Below are 15,212 nucleotides of genomic sequence, written 5' to 3'. Positions count from 1 at the left end.
CCGGCAGCGGCGGCGCGTACCGCGGAGGTGATCGCGTCGGCTGACGACGCGCGGGGGCCGGAAGCGGCCGCGTCCCCGCGTCAGGTGGAACCGGCGGCACCCGTGCCGTTGCGCGGGTTCGACGCGGCCGGTGGGCTCGCCGCGCTGCGGGGCCTGCTGGACCGGCCGCTGGCCAGCTACTACCTGCTGCTGTCCAGTGCCGGCCTGCTGCTGCTGATCGGGCTGACCATGGTCTTCTCGGCGACCAGCGTGAAGGACTACGCCGAGGACGGCAACGCCTCGGCGTCGGTGACCAAGCAGGCCATCTTCGCGGTGATCGGCATCGGGGCGTTCTGGGTCTGCCAGCGCCTGCCCGCCAGCACCTACCGGTCGTTGGGCCGGCCGCTGCTGTTCACCTCGGTCGTCCTGCTGGTGGTGCTCAACCTGCTGGTCGCCTACGCCCGGCTGACCAACCAGAAATACGGGCAGATCGGCCCGATCGAGGCTCGGCTGAACTGGCTGTTCATCGGCGGCATCCAGGTGCAGCCCTCGGAGCTGGCCAAGTTCGCGCTGGTGCTCTGGGGCGCGCACCTGATCGCCCGCAAAGGCGCCGCGCTGGGCTGGTGGCGGGAGTTGGCTACCCCGCTCTTTCCGGTGATGGGTCTGCTCTTCGTCCTGGTCGGCTACAACGACACCGGCACGATGCTCTGCCTGCTGGCTCTGGTGGTGGGCCTGCTCTGGGCCGCCGGGGTGCGGATGCGGGTCTTCGGCGCCCTGGCGGCGGCCGGTCTGGTCGGGATCGGTCTGCTGGTCGCGGTGGCCTCGCTCGGCGCCGGCTCCGGCGAGCGGGGCGAGGACAACTACCGCTTCGCCCGGCTGGCCATGTTCTTCAACCCGCCGGACCCGGAGACCTGCAAGCTCGACGGCTGCCTCCAGTTCTACCAGGGGCGGCTGGCCATCGAGCACGGCGGCTGGTTCGGCGTCGGGCTGGGTAAGGGCAGCCTGAAGTGGGACTGGCTGCCCGAGGCGCACAACGACTTCATCTTCGCGATCATCGCGGAGGAGTTGGGCGTGATCGGCTGCGTCGTCATCCTGAGCCTGTTCGCGGTCCTCGCGTACACCGGGTTCCGGATCGCCCGGCGGGTCGACGATCCATTCCGTCGGCTCGCCGCCACCGCCGTGACCACCTGGCTGGTCAGCCAGGCCGTGATCAACATCGGTGGGGTGGTCGGGCTGCTGCCGATCACCGGCCTGCCGCTGCCGTTCATCTCCGACGGCGGAAGTGCCCTGGTGGTGACGTTGGCCGGCATCGGCACGCTGGCGTCCTTCGCCCGCGCCGAACCCGATGCGGCACGAGCACTGCATGCCCGTCCGCCGGCCCGGTGGGTCCGACTACTCTGGGCCCCGTTGCCGCCGCTTCCCGGCCGGCGTCGCCGACCGGCGACGCCGCCCGCTGGCCGAGGGTCCGTGCCCCGGTCCCGCGAGCGGCGCCATGACGACCAGGCCGCGCCGCGCGGGGTCCGACAGGACCGCAGCCGTGGGGGTACGGCGAGCGAGAGGAGACGCTGATGGGTCCGCTGCGTTCGGTGGTGCTCGCGGGAGGTGGCACCGGGGGGCACGTCTACCCGCTGCTTGCCTTCGCCGACTGCCTGCGCCGACACGACCCGGGCGTCCGGATCACCTGCCTCGGCACACCACGCGGCATGGAGAACGACCTGATTCCGCCGCACGGCTACGACCTGCGGCAGATCCCGGCATACCAGCTGCCGCGGTCGGTCAACATGAACCTGGTCCGAACCCCGGGCCGGATGTGGACCGCGGCGCGCGCCGCGGGCAAGGTGATCGACGAGGTGCGCGCCGACGTGGTCGTCGGCTTCGGCGGGTACGTCTCGGTGCCGGCCTACCTGGCCGCGTGGCGTCGTGAGCTGCCCATGGTGATCCACGAGGTGAACGTGCCGCCGGGCGTGGCGAACCGGCTGGGCATGAAGTTCACCAAGAACATCGCCGTCGGCTTCCCCAATCAGCCGAGCCAGGCCGAGTCGCTGCGGGACGCCACCGTGGTCGGGGTGCCGCTGCGCCGGGCCATCACCGGTCTGGACCGGTACGCGCTGCGCAACGCCGCCCGCGCCCACTTCGGGCTTCGCCCGGACCTGCCGGTGCTGTTCGTGTCCGGCGGCTCGTCCGGCGCCCGTTCGATCAATCTGGCGGTCTCCGGCGCGGCCAAGGAGCTGGCCCGCAACGGCGTGCAGGTGCTGCATGTGATGGGCGCCCGCAACGAGCCGGTGCCGATCCCCACCGACCTGCCGGTGCCGTACGTGACGCTGCCGTACCTGTCCGAGATGGAGCTGGGTTACGCCGCCGCCGACCTGATGCTGGCCCGGGGCGGGGCGATGACCGTCGCCGAGGTGGCCGCGATCGGGTTGCCGACGATCTACGTGCCGTACCCGCACAGCAACCAGGAGCAGCGGCGGAACGCGCTGCCCGTGGTGGAGGCCGGCGGCGGGCTGCTGGTCGACGACGCGGAGCTCACCCCGGACTGGCTGGAGCGCACCGTCATCCCCCTGATCCGCGATCCACAGCGGCTGTACACGATGGGTGCCGCCGCGGGGGCGTACGGCCGCCGCGACGGCGACGAGGCGCTGCGCTCCTTCGTGCTGGCGGCGGTGGCCCGATGACCGCGCAGTTCACTCCGGCCGGCACGCTCACCGCCGAGGACCTGGGCACGATCCACCTGATCGGGGTGGGTGGGGTGGGGATGAGCGGCCTGGCCCGGCTCTTCCTGACCCGGGGCATCGCGGTCTCCGGCAGCGAGCTGCGCGAGTGGCCGTCGCTGGCCGGCCTGCGCGCGCTGGGCGGCACGATCCACATGAGTCACGAGGCGACCAACCTCGACGGGGTGGACACCGTCGTCTACTCGTCGGCCATTCCGCAGGACCACCTGGAGCTGGTCGAGGCGCGGCGGCGCGGCCTGCGGGTGCTGCACCGTTCGGAGGCGCTCGCGGCGGCGATGACCGGCCGCCGGGCGGTGGCCGTCGCCGGCACGCACGGCAAGACCACCACCACCTCGATGGTGACCATGGTGCTCCAGCAGGCCGGTGTGGACCCGTCCTTCGTGATCGGCGGGGAGATCTCCGAGGTCGGCTCGGGGGCCCATCACGGCACCGGCGAGCACTTCGTGGTCGAGGCGGACGAGAGTGACCGCTCGTTCCTCATCTACCGCCCGTACGTCTCGATCATCACCAACGTCGAGGCGGACCACCTGAACACCTACGGCGACTACGCGACGCTGGAGGCGGCGTTCGTGGAGTTCGCCCGGCTTACCGACCCGGACGGGTTCATCATCACCTGCGCCGACGACCCGGGCGGGCGGCGGCTGGCCGAGAGCCTGCGGGCCGAGGGGCGGCGGGTGTTCACCTACGGCGAGGCGGCCGACGCCGACCTGCGGTTGACCGAGATGGTCTCCTCGGCGCGTGGGGTGCGCTACCTGGCCGCGATCGACGGCCGGTCGCTGGGCGAGTTCCGGCTGCCGGTGCCGGGTCGGCACATGGGGCTCAACAGCGCCTCCGCCGTGCTGGCCGCGTACCTGCTGGAGTTGCCGCTGGAGGCGGCCGAGGCCGCGCTGGCGGTCTTCCCCGGCGTGCGGCGGCGCTTCGAGCGCAAGGGTGTCGCGGACGGCGTGCTGGTCTACGACGAGTACGCGTACCACCCGACCTCGATGACGTTGGCGATGCAGACGCTGCGGGAGGTGGCCGGGGACGGGCGACTCATCGTCGTCTTCCAGCCGTACCGGCTGTACCGCACCCGCGACTCCCAGGCGGAGATCGCCGCGGCGCTGGCCATCGCCGACGAGGTGGTGTTGTTGGAGGTCTTCGGGCCGGGCGAGCTGCGCCAACCCGGGGAGGGCTCGGCGGCGCTGATCGCGGCGGTGGCGCTGCCCGCCGATCGCAAGGTCTTCGTGGACTCGTGGGAGCAGGCCCCGGTCGAGGTGGCCCGACGGGCCCGCTCGGGGGACGTGGTGGTCACCATGGGCGCCCCGCCGATCTCGCTGATGGGTGACGAGCTGCTGGCCGCCCTGGGTGAGCGGACGGCCGGCTCCGCACCGACCGCGACCGTCGACCCGGTGGCCACCGCCCCGGCGATCGGTGATCCGGTGTCGGGTGGGGCAACGTCCGGCGGCGATGGCGCGGCTCTCGGTGGCACCGCGGTGCCCGGCGGCTCGGCGCCCACGGCCGGATGAGTCCCGGCCCGGCCCGAGGGCGCACCAGCGCCGCCGACGGTGGTGCGCCGCGCCGCGGTCCGGCCCGGCGGTGGCAGCTGGTCCGGGCGGGCCGCGACGCGGTGCCGCCCTCGACCCGCCGGTTCATGGCCCGGGCCCGGCAGCGTCGCATGCGTGCGGCACTGCCGTGGGCGGTGGCCGCCGGGGTGCTCGCCCTGGCGGGGCTGATCGCCTGGGTGGTGCTCGGCACCGGGCTGTTCGGCGTGCGGGAGGTGCGGGTGGAGGGTGCCGGCCTGGTCACTCCGGTGCAGGTACACGACGCGGTGGGGGTGCCGGACGGGGTGCCGCTGGCCCGGGTGGACCTGGCCGCCGCCGCTCGTCGGGTCGGCTCGCTGCCGGCGGTGGAGCGGGCCACGGTCTCCCGGGACTGGCCCGGCGCGCTGGTGGTGCGGGTGACCGAGCGGACCCCGGTGGCGGTGGTGCCGCAGGGGGAGGCGTTCGCCGTGATCGACCGGAGCGGGGTGGCGTTCCGGACGGTGGAGCAGCGCCCCGCCGGGCTGCCGCAGGTGACGGTGGGCCGGCCGGCCGCCGACGACCCGGGCACCCGGGCCGCGCTGGAGGTGCTCGTGGCGCTGACCCCACAGCTGCGTGCGGAGTTGCTGGACGTGAACGTGGAGGGGTTGGCCCGGATCAGCCTGCGGCTGCGGGGGGACCGGACGGTGGTCTGGGGTGACGCGTCCCGGGGTACGGACAAGGCCCGGGTGGCCACCGCGCTGCTGGACGAGAAGACCGATCGGATCGACGTGAGTGCACCGGACGTGGTGACCTTTCGTTGACCGGTGAGCGTGCGCGGAGGTGACCCGTCGCGCTCCGCTCGGCGACACGCCGTCCGGGTCCTTGGCTCCGTGGGCGGTGGCGCTTACGTTGCCCCGAAGAGGATCAGTGGTTGACATAACTGTAAGCCTCTAGTAGAGGGTGAGGGTTTACCCCAATCTCGAAGGAAAGGACCGGAGATGACACCTCCGCACAACTACCTGGCGGTCATCAAGGTCGTCGGCATCGGGGGCGGCGGCGTCAACGCCGTCAACCGGATGATCGAGGTTGGGCTCAAGGGCGTCGAGTTCATCGCGATCAACACTGATGCCCAGGCGCTGTTGATGAGTGACGCCGACGTCAAGCTCGACGTCGGTCGGGAGCTGACCCGTGGCCTGGGGGCCGGGGCCAACCCGGACGTCGGCAAGAACGCCGCCGAGGACCACCGCGACGAGATCGAGGAGGTGCTCAAGGGCGCCGACATGGTCTTCGTGACCTGCGGCGAGGGCGGCGGCACCGGCACCGGCGGCGCACCCGTGGTGGCCAACATCGCCCGTAAGCTCGGCGCGCTGACCATCGGCGTGGTGACCCGGCCGTTCTCCTTCGAGGGCAAGCGCCGCCAGGTGCAGGCCGAGTCGGGGATAGACGAACTCCGCAACCAGTGCGACACGCTGATCGTGATTCCGAACGACCGGCTGCTGGCCCTGGGTGACCGCAACATCAGCATGATGGACGCGTTCCGCACGGCCGACCAGGTGCTGCTCTCGGGTGTGCAGGGCATCACCGACCTGATCACCACCCCGGGTCTGATCAACCTGGACTTCGCCGACGTCAAGAGCGTGATGAGTGGCGCCGGCAGCGCGTTGATGGGCATCGGCAGCGCCCGCGGCGAGAACCGCGCGGTCGAGGCGGCCGAGGCGGCCATCTCCAGCCCGCTGCTGGAGCAGAGCATGGACGGCGCGCGCGGCGTGCTGCTCTCCATCGCCGGTGGTTCCGACCTGGGGCTGTTCGAGATCAACGATGCGGCCCAGCTGGTCACCGACGCGGCCCACCCGGACGCCAACATCATCTTCGGCGCGGTCATCGACGACGCGCTCGGTGACGAGGTGCGGGTGACGGTCATCGCGGCGGGCTTCGACGGTGGCACACCGGCGTACAAGGCGGCCGAGCCGTCCCGTAAGACCAACACCAACCAGCCGGCGCCGCAGAGCACTCCCGTGCCGGCGCCGGCCACCAACCCGGCGCCGGCCCAGTCGCCGCGTCGCGTGCTCTTCGACGACGTGGACGTTCCCGACTTTCTCAAGAACGGGTCCTGAGCACCGCCGATGACCGACAGCTCAGCCACGGTACGACCGGATCGGCGCGCCGAACTCGCCGCCGGTCTGGCCCAGGTCCGGTCCCGGGTCGATGACGCCTGCGCGCAGGCCGGCCGGGACCGCGCCGAGGTCACGATGATTGCGGTGACGAAGACCTACCCGGCCAGCGACGTGCTGGCGTTGGCCGGGCTCGGGGTGACCGACATGGGGGAGAACCGCGACCAGGAGGCGGCCGGCAAGGCCGCCGAGGTGGCTGCGGCCGGGGTGCGTCCCCGCTGGCACTTCATCGGCCAGTTGCAGCGCAACAAGGCCCGCTCGGTGGTCCGCTACGCCGACGTGGTGCACTCCGTCGACAGTGTCCGGCTGGCTCGGGCGTTGGCCACCGCGACGGTCGAGCGGCCGGCGCCGCTCGACGTGCTGGTCCAGGTGAGCATCGACGGCGACGCGGCTCGGGGCGGAGCGCTGCCGGACTCGGCGGATCCGGGCGCCGGGCTGGACCCGGTGGCCGAGGCGGTGGCCGACGCGTCCGGGCTGCGCCTGGTGGGCCTGATGGCGGTCGCTCCGCTGGGGTGGGAGCCGGAGCGGGCCTTCGCCCGACTCGCGGAGGTCGCCGACGCGTTTCGGGCCGTCCATCCGGGAGCCACCGCTTTGTCCGCCGGGATGAGCGGAGATTTCGAAATCGCGATCCGTTACGGCGCGACACATGTCCGAGTCGGTAGCGCGTTGCTCGGAATGCGTCCCACGCTGCGGTAGCCTGACCGCGAGACAAGCAAATTACATCAGTGTTGTTTCAGGGGCGGGCGTCTCCTAGTCGGGGGTCGTGGCGCGCGACGCGAATCGCGCGCTGGGGGATTGCCGTTCCGGTCCGATGGGCATGGTTGTCCACTCGCGACGGGCGACACGGCACGGGGGCGCGTGCCGCACGGCGGACGGAAGGGCGCGGGATGGGTGCACTGCGCAAGGCGGGGGTCTGGCTCGGTCTGGTCGAAGAAGACGACGAGCGGGGCTACGACGACGGTGGCTACGACAAGGGTGGCTACCGCGACTCGCGGTACCGGCAGAGCCGGTACGCCGAGGAGTTCGCCGACGAGGATGAGGACGACACCGAGGAGCCGCCGGCTCCCCGGCCGCGCGACAGTGGGCGGGGTCGACTCTCCGAGCGGGCGAGCGGGCGGTTGAGCGAGTCCGAGCGCGGTGACGGCGAGCGTCCGGAGCGGATCGAGCGCTCCAGCGTACGGTCGATCACCCGGTCGTCGGCGGGCGAGACCTCCGGCGCGTTGACCTACCACACTCGGGACAACCTGGCCCTCGCGCCGCAGGTCACGTCGCGTGAGCGCGCCCTGCCCGAGGAGGAGCAGCGCTACCAGATCACCACGCTGCACCCCACCACGTACCGGGAGGCGCGCACCATCGGTGAGCACTTCCGCGACGGGGTTCCGGTGATCATCAATCTCACCGAGATGGATGAGGCCGACGCCCGCCGTCTGGTGGACTTCGCGGCCGGACTGGCGTTCGGGCTGCGCGGTACGATCGAGCGCGTGACCAATCGGGTGTTCCTGCTCTCACCGGCTAACGTCCAGGTCACCGCTGAGGACAAGGCCAAGATCGCTGAGGGCGGCTTTTTCAGTTTGAGTTGACCCCGCCCGACCCGAGGGACGTCGCTGACCGTGTTGTCGATCTTACTGCAAGTGCTGTACTTGATCCTTTATGTCTTCCTGCTCGTTCTTCTGTCCCGGTTCGTGTTGAGCGCCGTCCTGCAGTACGGCCGTCGCTGGCAACCGGGGCGTGGAGCATCGGCAGGATTGGAATCCGTGTGGAGCGTCACTGATCCCCCTCTCAACGCGTTGAGGCGTGTGATCCCTCCGCTGCGAATTGGTACCGTGAGCATCGACCTGGCCTCCCTTGTGCTCCTGGTTATCCTGTTCGTGCTGATGGAGTTCGTGTTAGGGCCGTCGATCAGGGCATCTGCCTGATGACCGACGCGCTTTCGCGGCCGCAACTGACCCGAGGAGTTTCGATGCCGCTGACCCCGGCCGACGTCCACAACGTCGCCTTCAAAAAGCCGCCGATCGGCAAGCGGGGGTATGACGAGGAGGAGGTCGACGCCTTCCTGGATGAGGTCGAGCGCGAGCTCGCCCGTCTCATCGAGGAGAACAACGAGCTGCGCGCCCAGGTGGAGCGCGGCGGCCGTGGCGGTGCCCCCGCAGGCCCCGGCGGCGACGCCCGACTGGCGGCGGAGCTCAACGACGTCAAGGCCCAGCTCGACCGGGTGCAGCGCGACAAGTCGGCGGCCGAGCAGGCTGCCCGCGCGATGCAGGCCGAGCTGGAGCAGGTCCGCGCGACCGGCGGCCCGGCCGGCGGCGTCACCGGTGACGGTGAGCAGCAGGCCCTGCGCGTGCTGATGATGGCCCAGCGCACCGCCGACGACCACGTGTCCGACGCTCGCCGCGAGGCCGACCAGCTGCTGTCCGAGGCCCGCAGCAAGGCTGAGGAGGTGACCCGGGAGGCGCGCGCGAAGGCTGACGCCCTCGAGCGGGACGCCCGCCAGCGGCACCAGGAGGCCATGGGCGGCCTGGACGCCAAGCGCACGGCGCTGCAGAAGCACATCGAGGAGCTCAAGCAGTTCGAGCGCGAGTACCGCACCCGGCTCAAGGCCTACCTGGAGAGCCAGCTGCGTGACCTCGACGGTCGTGGCCAGGGCCTCGAAGCCGAGATGACCCGCTCCGAAGCCGGCCGGGTCGCTGGCGGCAACGGGCTGGCCGCGGCGGGTCTCGCGGGCTCGTACGGCGGCGGCGGGCGCTCCGGCGCCCTCGAAGCCGGACGCTGAGCACCGGCCGGCGATCGCTGTCCGGCAATGGTGACGGTCGCCGGCCCTGCCTGGATGGTTCGACGCGGCGGGGGTGAGCCGTGATAGTCGCAAGTCTCCTGCTCATCCTCGTCGCGGTGGTGCTGCTGGTGCTCGGCCTGGCCGGTGGCTCCAGCTTCTTGTTGGTCATCTCCATCGCGGCCAGTCTGCTGGCCGCCGTGGCGTTGGTGGTGGGCGCCCGCCAGGCAGCCGCCAACCGCGCCATGGCGGATCCCGGTCGGGCCGACCGGCGGCATCCCGACGCACCTCGCACGGCCAGCCAGGCCACGCCGGGTGTCGCGTACGGGCCGCCACTGGTCGAGCCAGAGGTGCCGGTTCAGCACGTGCCCTCGAATGTTGGTGCCGGCGGCACCGGGTGGCGGCAACCACCCGTGCCGCCGGTCGACCAGGTGCCCCCCGTCGACGCGTCGCCATTCGATCCGCCGCGCGTCGACGACGAGCCGCCGCTCGACGAGGGGTCGCCGTTCGGGACACCGGCCGATGAGGCGCCCGCTCGCGCCAGGCCCGTCAGCCCGGCGTCGCCGGTCCCAGCGTCGACCGACGACGTCGTCGACCGCGTGGCCCCGGCCGACGACGAGCCGGCCGCGCAGCAGGTCACGGCCGCCGAGGCGGCCCGGGTGGCCCGACTGTCCGACGCCGTCGAGGTGGTCGACGGCCGCCCCCGCTACCACCTCGGCAGCTGCCCGCACCTGATTGGCCGGCAGCCCGAGACGTTGCCGGTCGCCGAGGCCGTGGAACTCGGCTTCACGCCGTGTGCGCACTGCGCGCCAGCGACCGCTCTCCTTGCCGACGCCCGGCCGATCTGAAGCGGGCCCCGATGCCCGCGCAGGACACGCTCACCGTGGCGGTACGGGTGAAGCCCGGTGCCTCCCGGGACCGGGTGGGTGGGCGCTTCGACGGTCCGCACGGGCCCGCCCTCGTGACCGCGGTCCATGACCCGGCCGTCGACGGTCGGGCCACCGAGGCGGCCCGTCGGGCGTTGGCCGGCGCGTTGGGCGTCCGACCGGCCGCCGTGTCCCTGCGTACCGGCGCGGCCAGCCGGGACAAGCTCTTCCTCGTCGATCGGCCCGGCCCGGAGGTGCCCGAGGTGCTGCGCCGACTGCGCGACGGATCCGCCGGGTGAGGACAGCCCAGGCAAGGCAGCCGTGACGCCCGGGCTGGAGCAGCCGTGACGCCCGGGCTGGATATCGCGCTGCTGGTCGGTGCGGCCGTGCTGCTGGTCGCGGTCGGTGCGGTGCGGCTCTCCACCCGACTCGGCGTGCCCAGCCTTCTGGTCTACCTGGCGTTGGGTGTGACGATCGGCGAGGGCGGGTTGGGCATCCGTTTCGATGACGTCGAGTTGACCCGGACTCTCGGCTTCTGCGCGCTGATCGTGATCATCGCGGAGGGTGGCCTCACCGCCCGGTGGACCACGCTGCGCCCGGTGCTCGGGCTGGCCTCCGCGCTCTCCACGGTCGGCGTGATCGTCAGCATCGTGGTGGTCGGCGTCGCCGTGCACCTGCTGCTGGGGCTGGACTGGCGGTTGGCGCTGCTCTACGGTGCGGTGCTCTCGTCCACCGACGCGGCGGCCGTCTTCGCCACCCTGCGCCGGCTGCGGTTGCCGCCTCGGCTGGTGGCGACACTGGAGGCCGAGTCGGGGATGAACGACGCCCCGGTGGTGCTGTTGGTGGTGCTGCTGTCGCACCAGGGCTGGTCGCACCCGTGGTGGTACGAGGTCGCGCTGGTCTGCTACGAGCTGGGCGTCGGCGCGGCGGTGGGCGCGGCCGCGGGTGTCGCCGGCACCTGGGCGCTGCGCCGGGCGGCGTTGCCCTCGGCCGGTCTCTACCCGATCGCCGCGGTGGGCATCACCGTGCTGGCGTACGCCGCGGGGGCGGTTCTGCACGCCTCGGGGTTCCTCGCCGTCTACGTGGCCGGGGTGCTGCTGGGCAATGCCCGCCTGTCCCACCGGCAGGCGATTCTCGGCTTCGCGGACGGGCTGGCCTGGCTCGCCCAGATCGGGTTGTTCGTGCTGCTCGGGTTGCTGGCCTCGCCGGGCCGGCTGGACGCCGCGGTGCTACCGGCGGTGGTCGCCGGGCTGGCTCTGGTGCTCCTGGCCCGGCCGCTGTCGGTGGCCGTCTCGGCGTTGCCGTTCCGGGTCGGCCTTCGAGAGCAGGCGTTCCTGTCCTGGGCCGGGCTGCGTGGGGCGGTGCCGATCGTGCTGGCCACCATCCCGCTCTCCGAGCGGGTGCCCGGCGCGGAGCGGCTCTTCGACGTGGTCTTCGTGCTGGTGGTGATCTTCACGCTGGTGCAGGCCGGGACGCTGGGGCCGTTCGCCCGCCGGTTGCGGGTGACCGCGCCGGCCGAGGCCGCCGAGATCCATGTGGAGACCGCGCCGCTGGAGCGGATGCGGGCGGACCTGCTCCAGGTGGAGGTGCCGCCGGGCTCGCGGCTGGCCGGCGTGCACGTCGACGAGTTGCGGCTGCCGGTGGGCGCGTCGGTGACCCTGGTGCTGCGCGACGGCGTGGGCTTCGTGCCCGCACCGGACACCCGGTTGAAGACCGGCGACAGTCTGCTGATCGTGGCGACCGCCGGGGTGCGGGACGCCGCGGAACGGCGGTTGCGGGCGGTCAGTCGGCGGGGTCGTCTGGCCCGATGGTTTGGTGAGTACGGAGATGAGGTGGTCGGTTGATCTGCTAGCGTTCCTTTTGCCCCAGTTGGGCAGGGCTAGGGGCTGTTAGACGGTGCGACGGTGCGGCACGTTGTCGGACGCCTGTACGTTCCGTATTCTTGCCAACCTCCGGAGTGCGCGGCCATCGTCGCCGTGCGCCCCTTTTCGTACATAAGGGGACGCCTTGGTCGGCGCCCCCTGACCAGGCGCCGCGACCGCGCGGTACCCCGGCCGAGGGAGCGACCCATGGCGAAGCCAGCCGACACCAGGACCGCCGGGCGCAAGCCGGCGCCCAAGGCCACCCGCAGCACCGCCGAGACCGAGAAGATCCGGGCGGCGCTGGCGGCGCGGCGGGACGAGCTTCGTGCCGAGTACGATCAGACGCTGAGTGAGATCACCGAGCTGCAGCGCGATCGGCTGACCGACTCGGCCGGGGACGACCAGGCCGACACGGGCACCAAGACGCTCGAGCGGGAGCAGGAGATCTCTCTCGCCAACAGCATTCTGGAACGGATCACGCAGGTGGAGCGCGCTCTGGAGCGCCTCGACGAGGGTGGTTACGGCTGGTGCGAGCGGTGCGGCAACCCGATCCCGGTTGAGCGCCTCGCCGCCTTCCCGTCGGCCACCCAGTGTGTGACGTGCAAGCAGCTGGAGGAGCGGCGCTGAGGTCCGTTCCCCGGCGGCGACGAGACGGTGAGTGATCACCGCCAAGACTGTCGATGGGGAGCGCATGACCGCAGCACCGTCCGCCGAACCCGGCCGCACCGACCCGGGCGGCGGCACCCGCCGGCCCCGGGCCGTCGCGATTCTCGCCGGAGTCGCCCTGGTGGCCCTGCTGGCCGACCTGGTCACCAAGCACCTCGCGCTGGCCGCGCTGACCGGCCGGGAGCCGGTCCGGCTGCTCGGCGGCTTCGTCTACCTGAGCCTGACCCGCAACAGCGGCGCGGCCTGGAGCATCGGGGCGGACCACACCTGGGTCTTCCCGCTGATCACCATCGGTGTGGTCGGCTGGATCGTCTGGATGGCCCTGCGCCTGCGCTCACTGCCCTGGGCGATCTCCCTCGGCCTGGTACTGGGTGGCGCCCTGGGCAACCTCGTCGACCGGATCTTCCGGGCCCCGGCCCCCTTCCACGGTCACGTGGTCGACATGATCAGCCTCTTCGACCCGTACGGTCAGGTCTGGCCGGTGTTCAACCTGGCCGACAGTTCGCTGGTCTGTGGCGTGCTGTTGGCCGTCCTGTTGGAGCTGACCGGCCGCCAACGTGACGGCCGGCGGGCGGGGCGCGACAGCGACCCGGCCGCGACGGACGCCGCGCCGAGCGCCGAGCAGCGGGAGCGGGCATGACCTCCGCGTTCGCCGCTGGCGGCGACCACCGTTCCCTCCCGGTGCCGGACGGCCTCGACGGCATGCGCCTGGACCAGGCGGTGTCCCGCCTGTTCGGGCTCTCCCGTACCGCCGCCGCAGCCCTGGTCGACGCCGGAGACGCGCTGGTCGACGGCTCCGCCCGGCCCAACTCGCACAAGGTCAAGGCCGGCTCCTGGCTGGACGTCACGCTGCCTGCCCCGGTCGCACCGCCGACCGTGGTGCCGCAGGCGGTGCCCGGCCTGCGGGTGGTCTACGCCGACGACGACATCGTCGTGGTCGACAAGCCGGTGGGGGTCGCGGCGCACCCCAGCCCGGGGTGGACCGGCCCGACCGTGATCGGAGCGCTCGCCGCGATCGGGCACCGCATCTCCACCAGTGGCGCCGCCGAGCGGCAGGGCGTGGTGCACCGGCTCGACGTGGGCACCACTGGGATCATGGTGGTGGCCAAGAGCGAACAGGCGTACACGGCGTTGAAGCGGGCCTTCAAGTACCGCGAGGTGGACAAGGGCTACCACGCGGTGGTGCAGGGCCACCTGGACCCGCTGCGCGGCACCGTCGACGCGCCGATCGACCGGCACCCGACCCACGACTACCGGTGGGCGGTGGTCTCCGGCGGCAAGCCGAGCATCACCCACTACGACACCCTGGAGGCGTTCCCGGCGGCCAGCCTGGTCGACGTCCGGCTGGAGACCGGCCGGACCCACCAGATCCGGGTGCACTTCTCCACCCTGCGGCACCCCTGTGTGGGTGACCTCACCTACGGCGCCGATCCCACCCTCTCGGCCCGTCTCGGCCTGGCCCGACAGTGGCTGCACGCCCGCGAACTGAGCTTTTTGCACCCCCGAACGGGGGACGAGGTCCGGTTCGTCAGCGACTACCCTGACGACCTGGACCGTGCGCTCCAGATCCTGCGTGACTGAGCGGCGACCACCCGACACCGATCCACAGAGGGGATCCCGCCCGTGCGCGCCGGCAACCTGCTGCGGCAGCTGGACCAGCGACTGCTGCCGCCGCTGACCCGGGCCGTGGCCCGGCTGGGCGAGCGGTCGGCGCGGTCCGGGGTGCTCAGTTGGGCGGCCGTGCTCTCCGCGGCGGCGGTGCTGGGCACCGCGGTCTGGGCCGTCGACGACACTCCGGTCGGCGACCGCACGGTGGGCGAGGTGACCCGGGTCGGTGTCTCCGACGGCGACTCCGTCCCCGGCTACCTGCGGTCCGCCGCGGCCGACCTGGCCGCGCTGGCCGCGTCCGCCCCGGCCGCCGAGGGCGGAACGTACGCCTTGGTCACGCTCGACGCGTACCTGCCACCGCAGCGGCTGGCGACGGTGCTCGGCGATGTCGGGGTCTCGACCGTCTTCGGGCGGGTTCCGCTGCCCGGCCGGCAGACCGAGATCGTCAAGATCCCCGCGCTGCGGGTGCCCGACGACGTGGTCGCCGGAATGGCGCAGGTGGCGGCCCGCAAGGACATTGAGGCCGCCGACTACCGGGCCAGGGCCGCCGCGGTCGCCGGCGACGGGGTGGGCGAGCGGGAGTTGCGGGAGCAGTACGTCAGCGGCGCCGAGGTGGCCGCCGCCGAGGCGGCCGCGTACCGCACCGGCTGTGCCTGCGTCTACGCGGCGGTGGTCCGCGCGACGCCGGTGGCGCTGCGCGGTGTCGCGGCCCGGCCGGACGTGCGGGCGGTCGACCCCGCCCCCGAGGTGTACCGGCTGGACCGCACGGTCTTCACGCCGCCACTGCCCGAGCAGCGCGACGTGGTGCGCCCGCCGGCCGACACCGGGCCGAGCCCCGCGCCGACCCAGACCGAGCGGCCGGAGCCGGCAACCAGCGCGCCGGTGCCGCTGGCCCCCATGGGCGAATCGTCGGAACCCGCACCAGTCGTGACGATTCCGTCACCCGAACCACCGGAGCCGGAGCCCAGCGAGTCGGCGCCGCCGAGCGTCACCACCTCCCCGGACACCGTCGGCGTCGACCCGCCGACACCGACGTCGTCGTGATCTGCGTCGGCTGGTGTG

16 protein-coding genes are annotated in these 15,212 nt (G+C 72.5%); all 16 read left to right on the top strand.

Going from position 1 to position 15,212, the window contains the following annotated elements:
• Positions 1-102: 102 nt before the first annotated feature.
• The gene (locus tag ACIBF8_RS12020; RefSeq protein ID WP_396783099.1) at positions 103-1,548 is read left to right on the top strand and encodes an FtsW/RodA/SpoVE family cell cycle protein; all 1,446 of its coding nucleotides are present in this window, start codon (positions 103-105) and stop codon (positions 1,546-1,548) included.
• Positions 1,548-2,654 (top strand): undecaprenyldiphospho-muramoylpentapeptide beta-N-acetylglucosaminyltransferase, encoded by a 1,107-nt coding sequence (gene murG / locus ACIBF8_RS12015; RefSeq protein WP_396782655.1) that lies wholly within the window; start codon positions 1,548-1,550, stop codon positions 2,652-2,654. Before ACIBF8_RS12020 ends, murG begins: the two co-directional genes overlap by 1 nt.
• A complete protein-coding gene (murC, locus tag ACIBF8_RS12010; RefSeq protein WP_396782654.1) occupies positions 2,651-4,216 on the top strand; it encodes a UDP-N-acetylmuramate--L-alanine ligase in 1,566 nt (521 codons plus the stop codon). Before murG ends, murC begins: the two co-directional genes overlap by 4 nt.
• Entirely contained in the window at positions 4,213-5,031 is an 819-nt protein-coding gene (locus tag ACIBF8_RS12005; RefSeq protein WP_396782653.1) for a cell division protein FtsQ/DivIB, read from the top strand. The genes murC and ACIBF8_RS12005 overlap by 4 nt, the downstream gene beginning before the upstream one ends.
• A gap of 177 nt (positions 5,032-5,208) precedes the next feature.
• Positions 5,209-6,324: a cell division protein FtsZ gene (gene ftsZ / locus ACIBF8_RS12000; protein WP_396782652.1), complete on the top strand. Its 1,116-nt coding sequence runs from the start codon at positions 5,209-5,211 to the stop codon at positions 6,322-6,324.
• Positions 6,325-6,333: 9 nt separating this feature from the next.
• A complete protein-coding gene (locus tag ACIBF8_RS11995; protein ID WP_396782651.1) occupies positions 6,334-7,077 on the top strand; it encodes a YggS family pyridoxal phosphate-dependent enzyme in 744 nt (247 codons plus the stop codon).
• A 191-nt stretch (positions 7,078-7,268) separates the two neighbouring features.
• Positions 7,269-7,961: a cell division protein SepF gene (locus ACIBF8_RS11990; protein WP_396782650.1), complete on the top strand. Its 693-nt coding sequence runs from the start codon at positions 7,269-7,271 to the stop codon at positions 7,959-7,961.
• 30 nt (positions 7,962-7,991) lie between these two features.
• The gene (locus ACIBF8_RS11985) at positions 7,992-8,297 is read left to right on the top strand and encodes a YggT family protein (protein ID WP_366608769.1); all 306 of its coding nucleotides are present in this window, start codon (positions 7,992-7,994) and stop codon (positions 8,295-8,297) included.
• Positions 8,298-8,341: 44 nt separating this feature from the next.
• Positions 8,342-9,151, top strand: a complete 810-nt coding sequence (locus ACIBF8_RS11980) for a DivIVA domain-containing protein (RefSeq protein ID WP_036411965.1) — start codon at positions 8,342-8,344, stop codon at positions 9,149-9,151.
• Positions 9,152-9,231: 80 nt separating this feature from the next.
• On the top strand, positions 9,232-9,996 hold the full coding sequence (locus ACIBF8_RS11975; RefSeq protein WP_396782649.1) for a hypothetical protein: 765 nt from the start codon (positions 9,232-9,234) through the stop codon (positions 9,994-9,996).
• Between the two features lie 11 nt (positions 9,997-10,007).
• Positions 10,008-10,313, top strand: coding sequence for a DUF167 domain-containing protein (locus ACIBF8_RS11970; protein WP_396782648.1), 306 nt, complete (start codon positions 10,008-10,010; stop codon positions 10,311-10,313).
• A gap of 45 nt (positions 10,314-10,358) precedes the next feature.
• Complete coding sequence (locus tag ACIBF8_RS11965; RefSeq protein WP_396782646.1) at positions 10,359-11,858, top strand: potassium/proton antiporter; 1,500 nt, start codon at positions 10,359-10,361, stop codon at positions 11,856-11,858.
• A 225-nt stretch (positions 11,859-12,083) separates the two neighbouring features.
• Positions 12,084-12,503 carry a TraR/DksA C4-type zinc finger protein gene (locus tag ACIBF8_RS11960; protein ID WP_110564072.1) on the top strand — a complete coding sequence of 140 codons (420 nt, stop codon included), beginning with the start codon at positions 12,084-12,086 and terminating at the stop codon, positions 12,501-12,503.
• A gap of 64 nt (positions 12,504-12,567) precedes the next feature.
• Entirely contained in the window at positions 12,568-13,182 is a 615-nt protein-coding gene (lspA, locus tag ACIBF8_RS11955; RefSeq protein WP_396782645.1) for a signal peptidase II, read from the top strand.
• Positions 13,179-14,123: an RluA family pseudouridine synthase gene (locus ACIBF8_RS11950; RefSeq protein ID WP_091407730.1), complete on the top strand. Its 945-nt coding sequence runs from the start codon at positions 13,179-13,181 to the stop codon at positions 14,121-14,123. Before lspA ends, ACIBF8_RS11950 begins: the two co-directional genes overlap by 4 nt.
• Positions 14,124-14,165: 42 nt before the next feature.
• Complete coding sequence (locus tag ACIBF8_RS11945; RefSeq protein WP_396782643.1) at positions 14,166-15,194, top strand: hypothetical protein; 1,029 nt, start codon at positions 14,166-14,168, stop codon at positions 15,192-15,194.
• The last annotated feature ends 18 nt before the right edge of the window (positions 15,195-15,212 follow it).

Source organism: Micromonospora sp. NPDC050276 (assembly GCF_044459545.1).
Taxonomy (GTDB): domain Bacteria; phylum Actinomycetota; class Actinomycetes; order Mycobacteriales; family Micromonosporaceae; genus Micromonospora.
The sequence above is the reverse complement of the archived record's forward strand: the minus strand, read 5'-3'. Positions and strand labels throughout refer to the sequence as shown.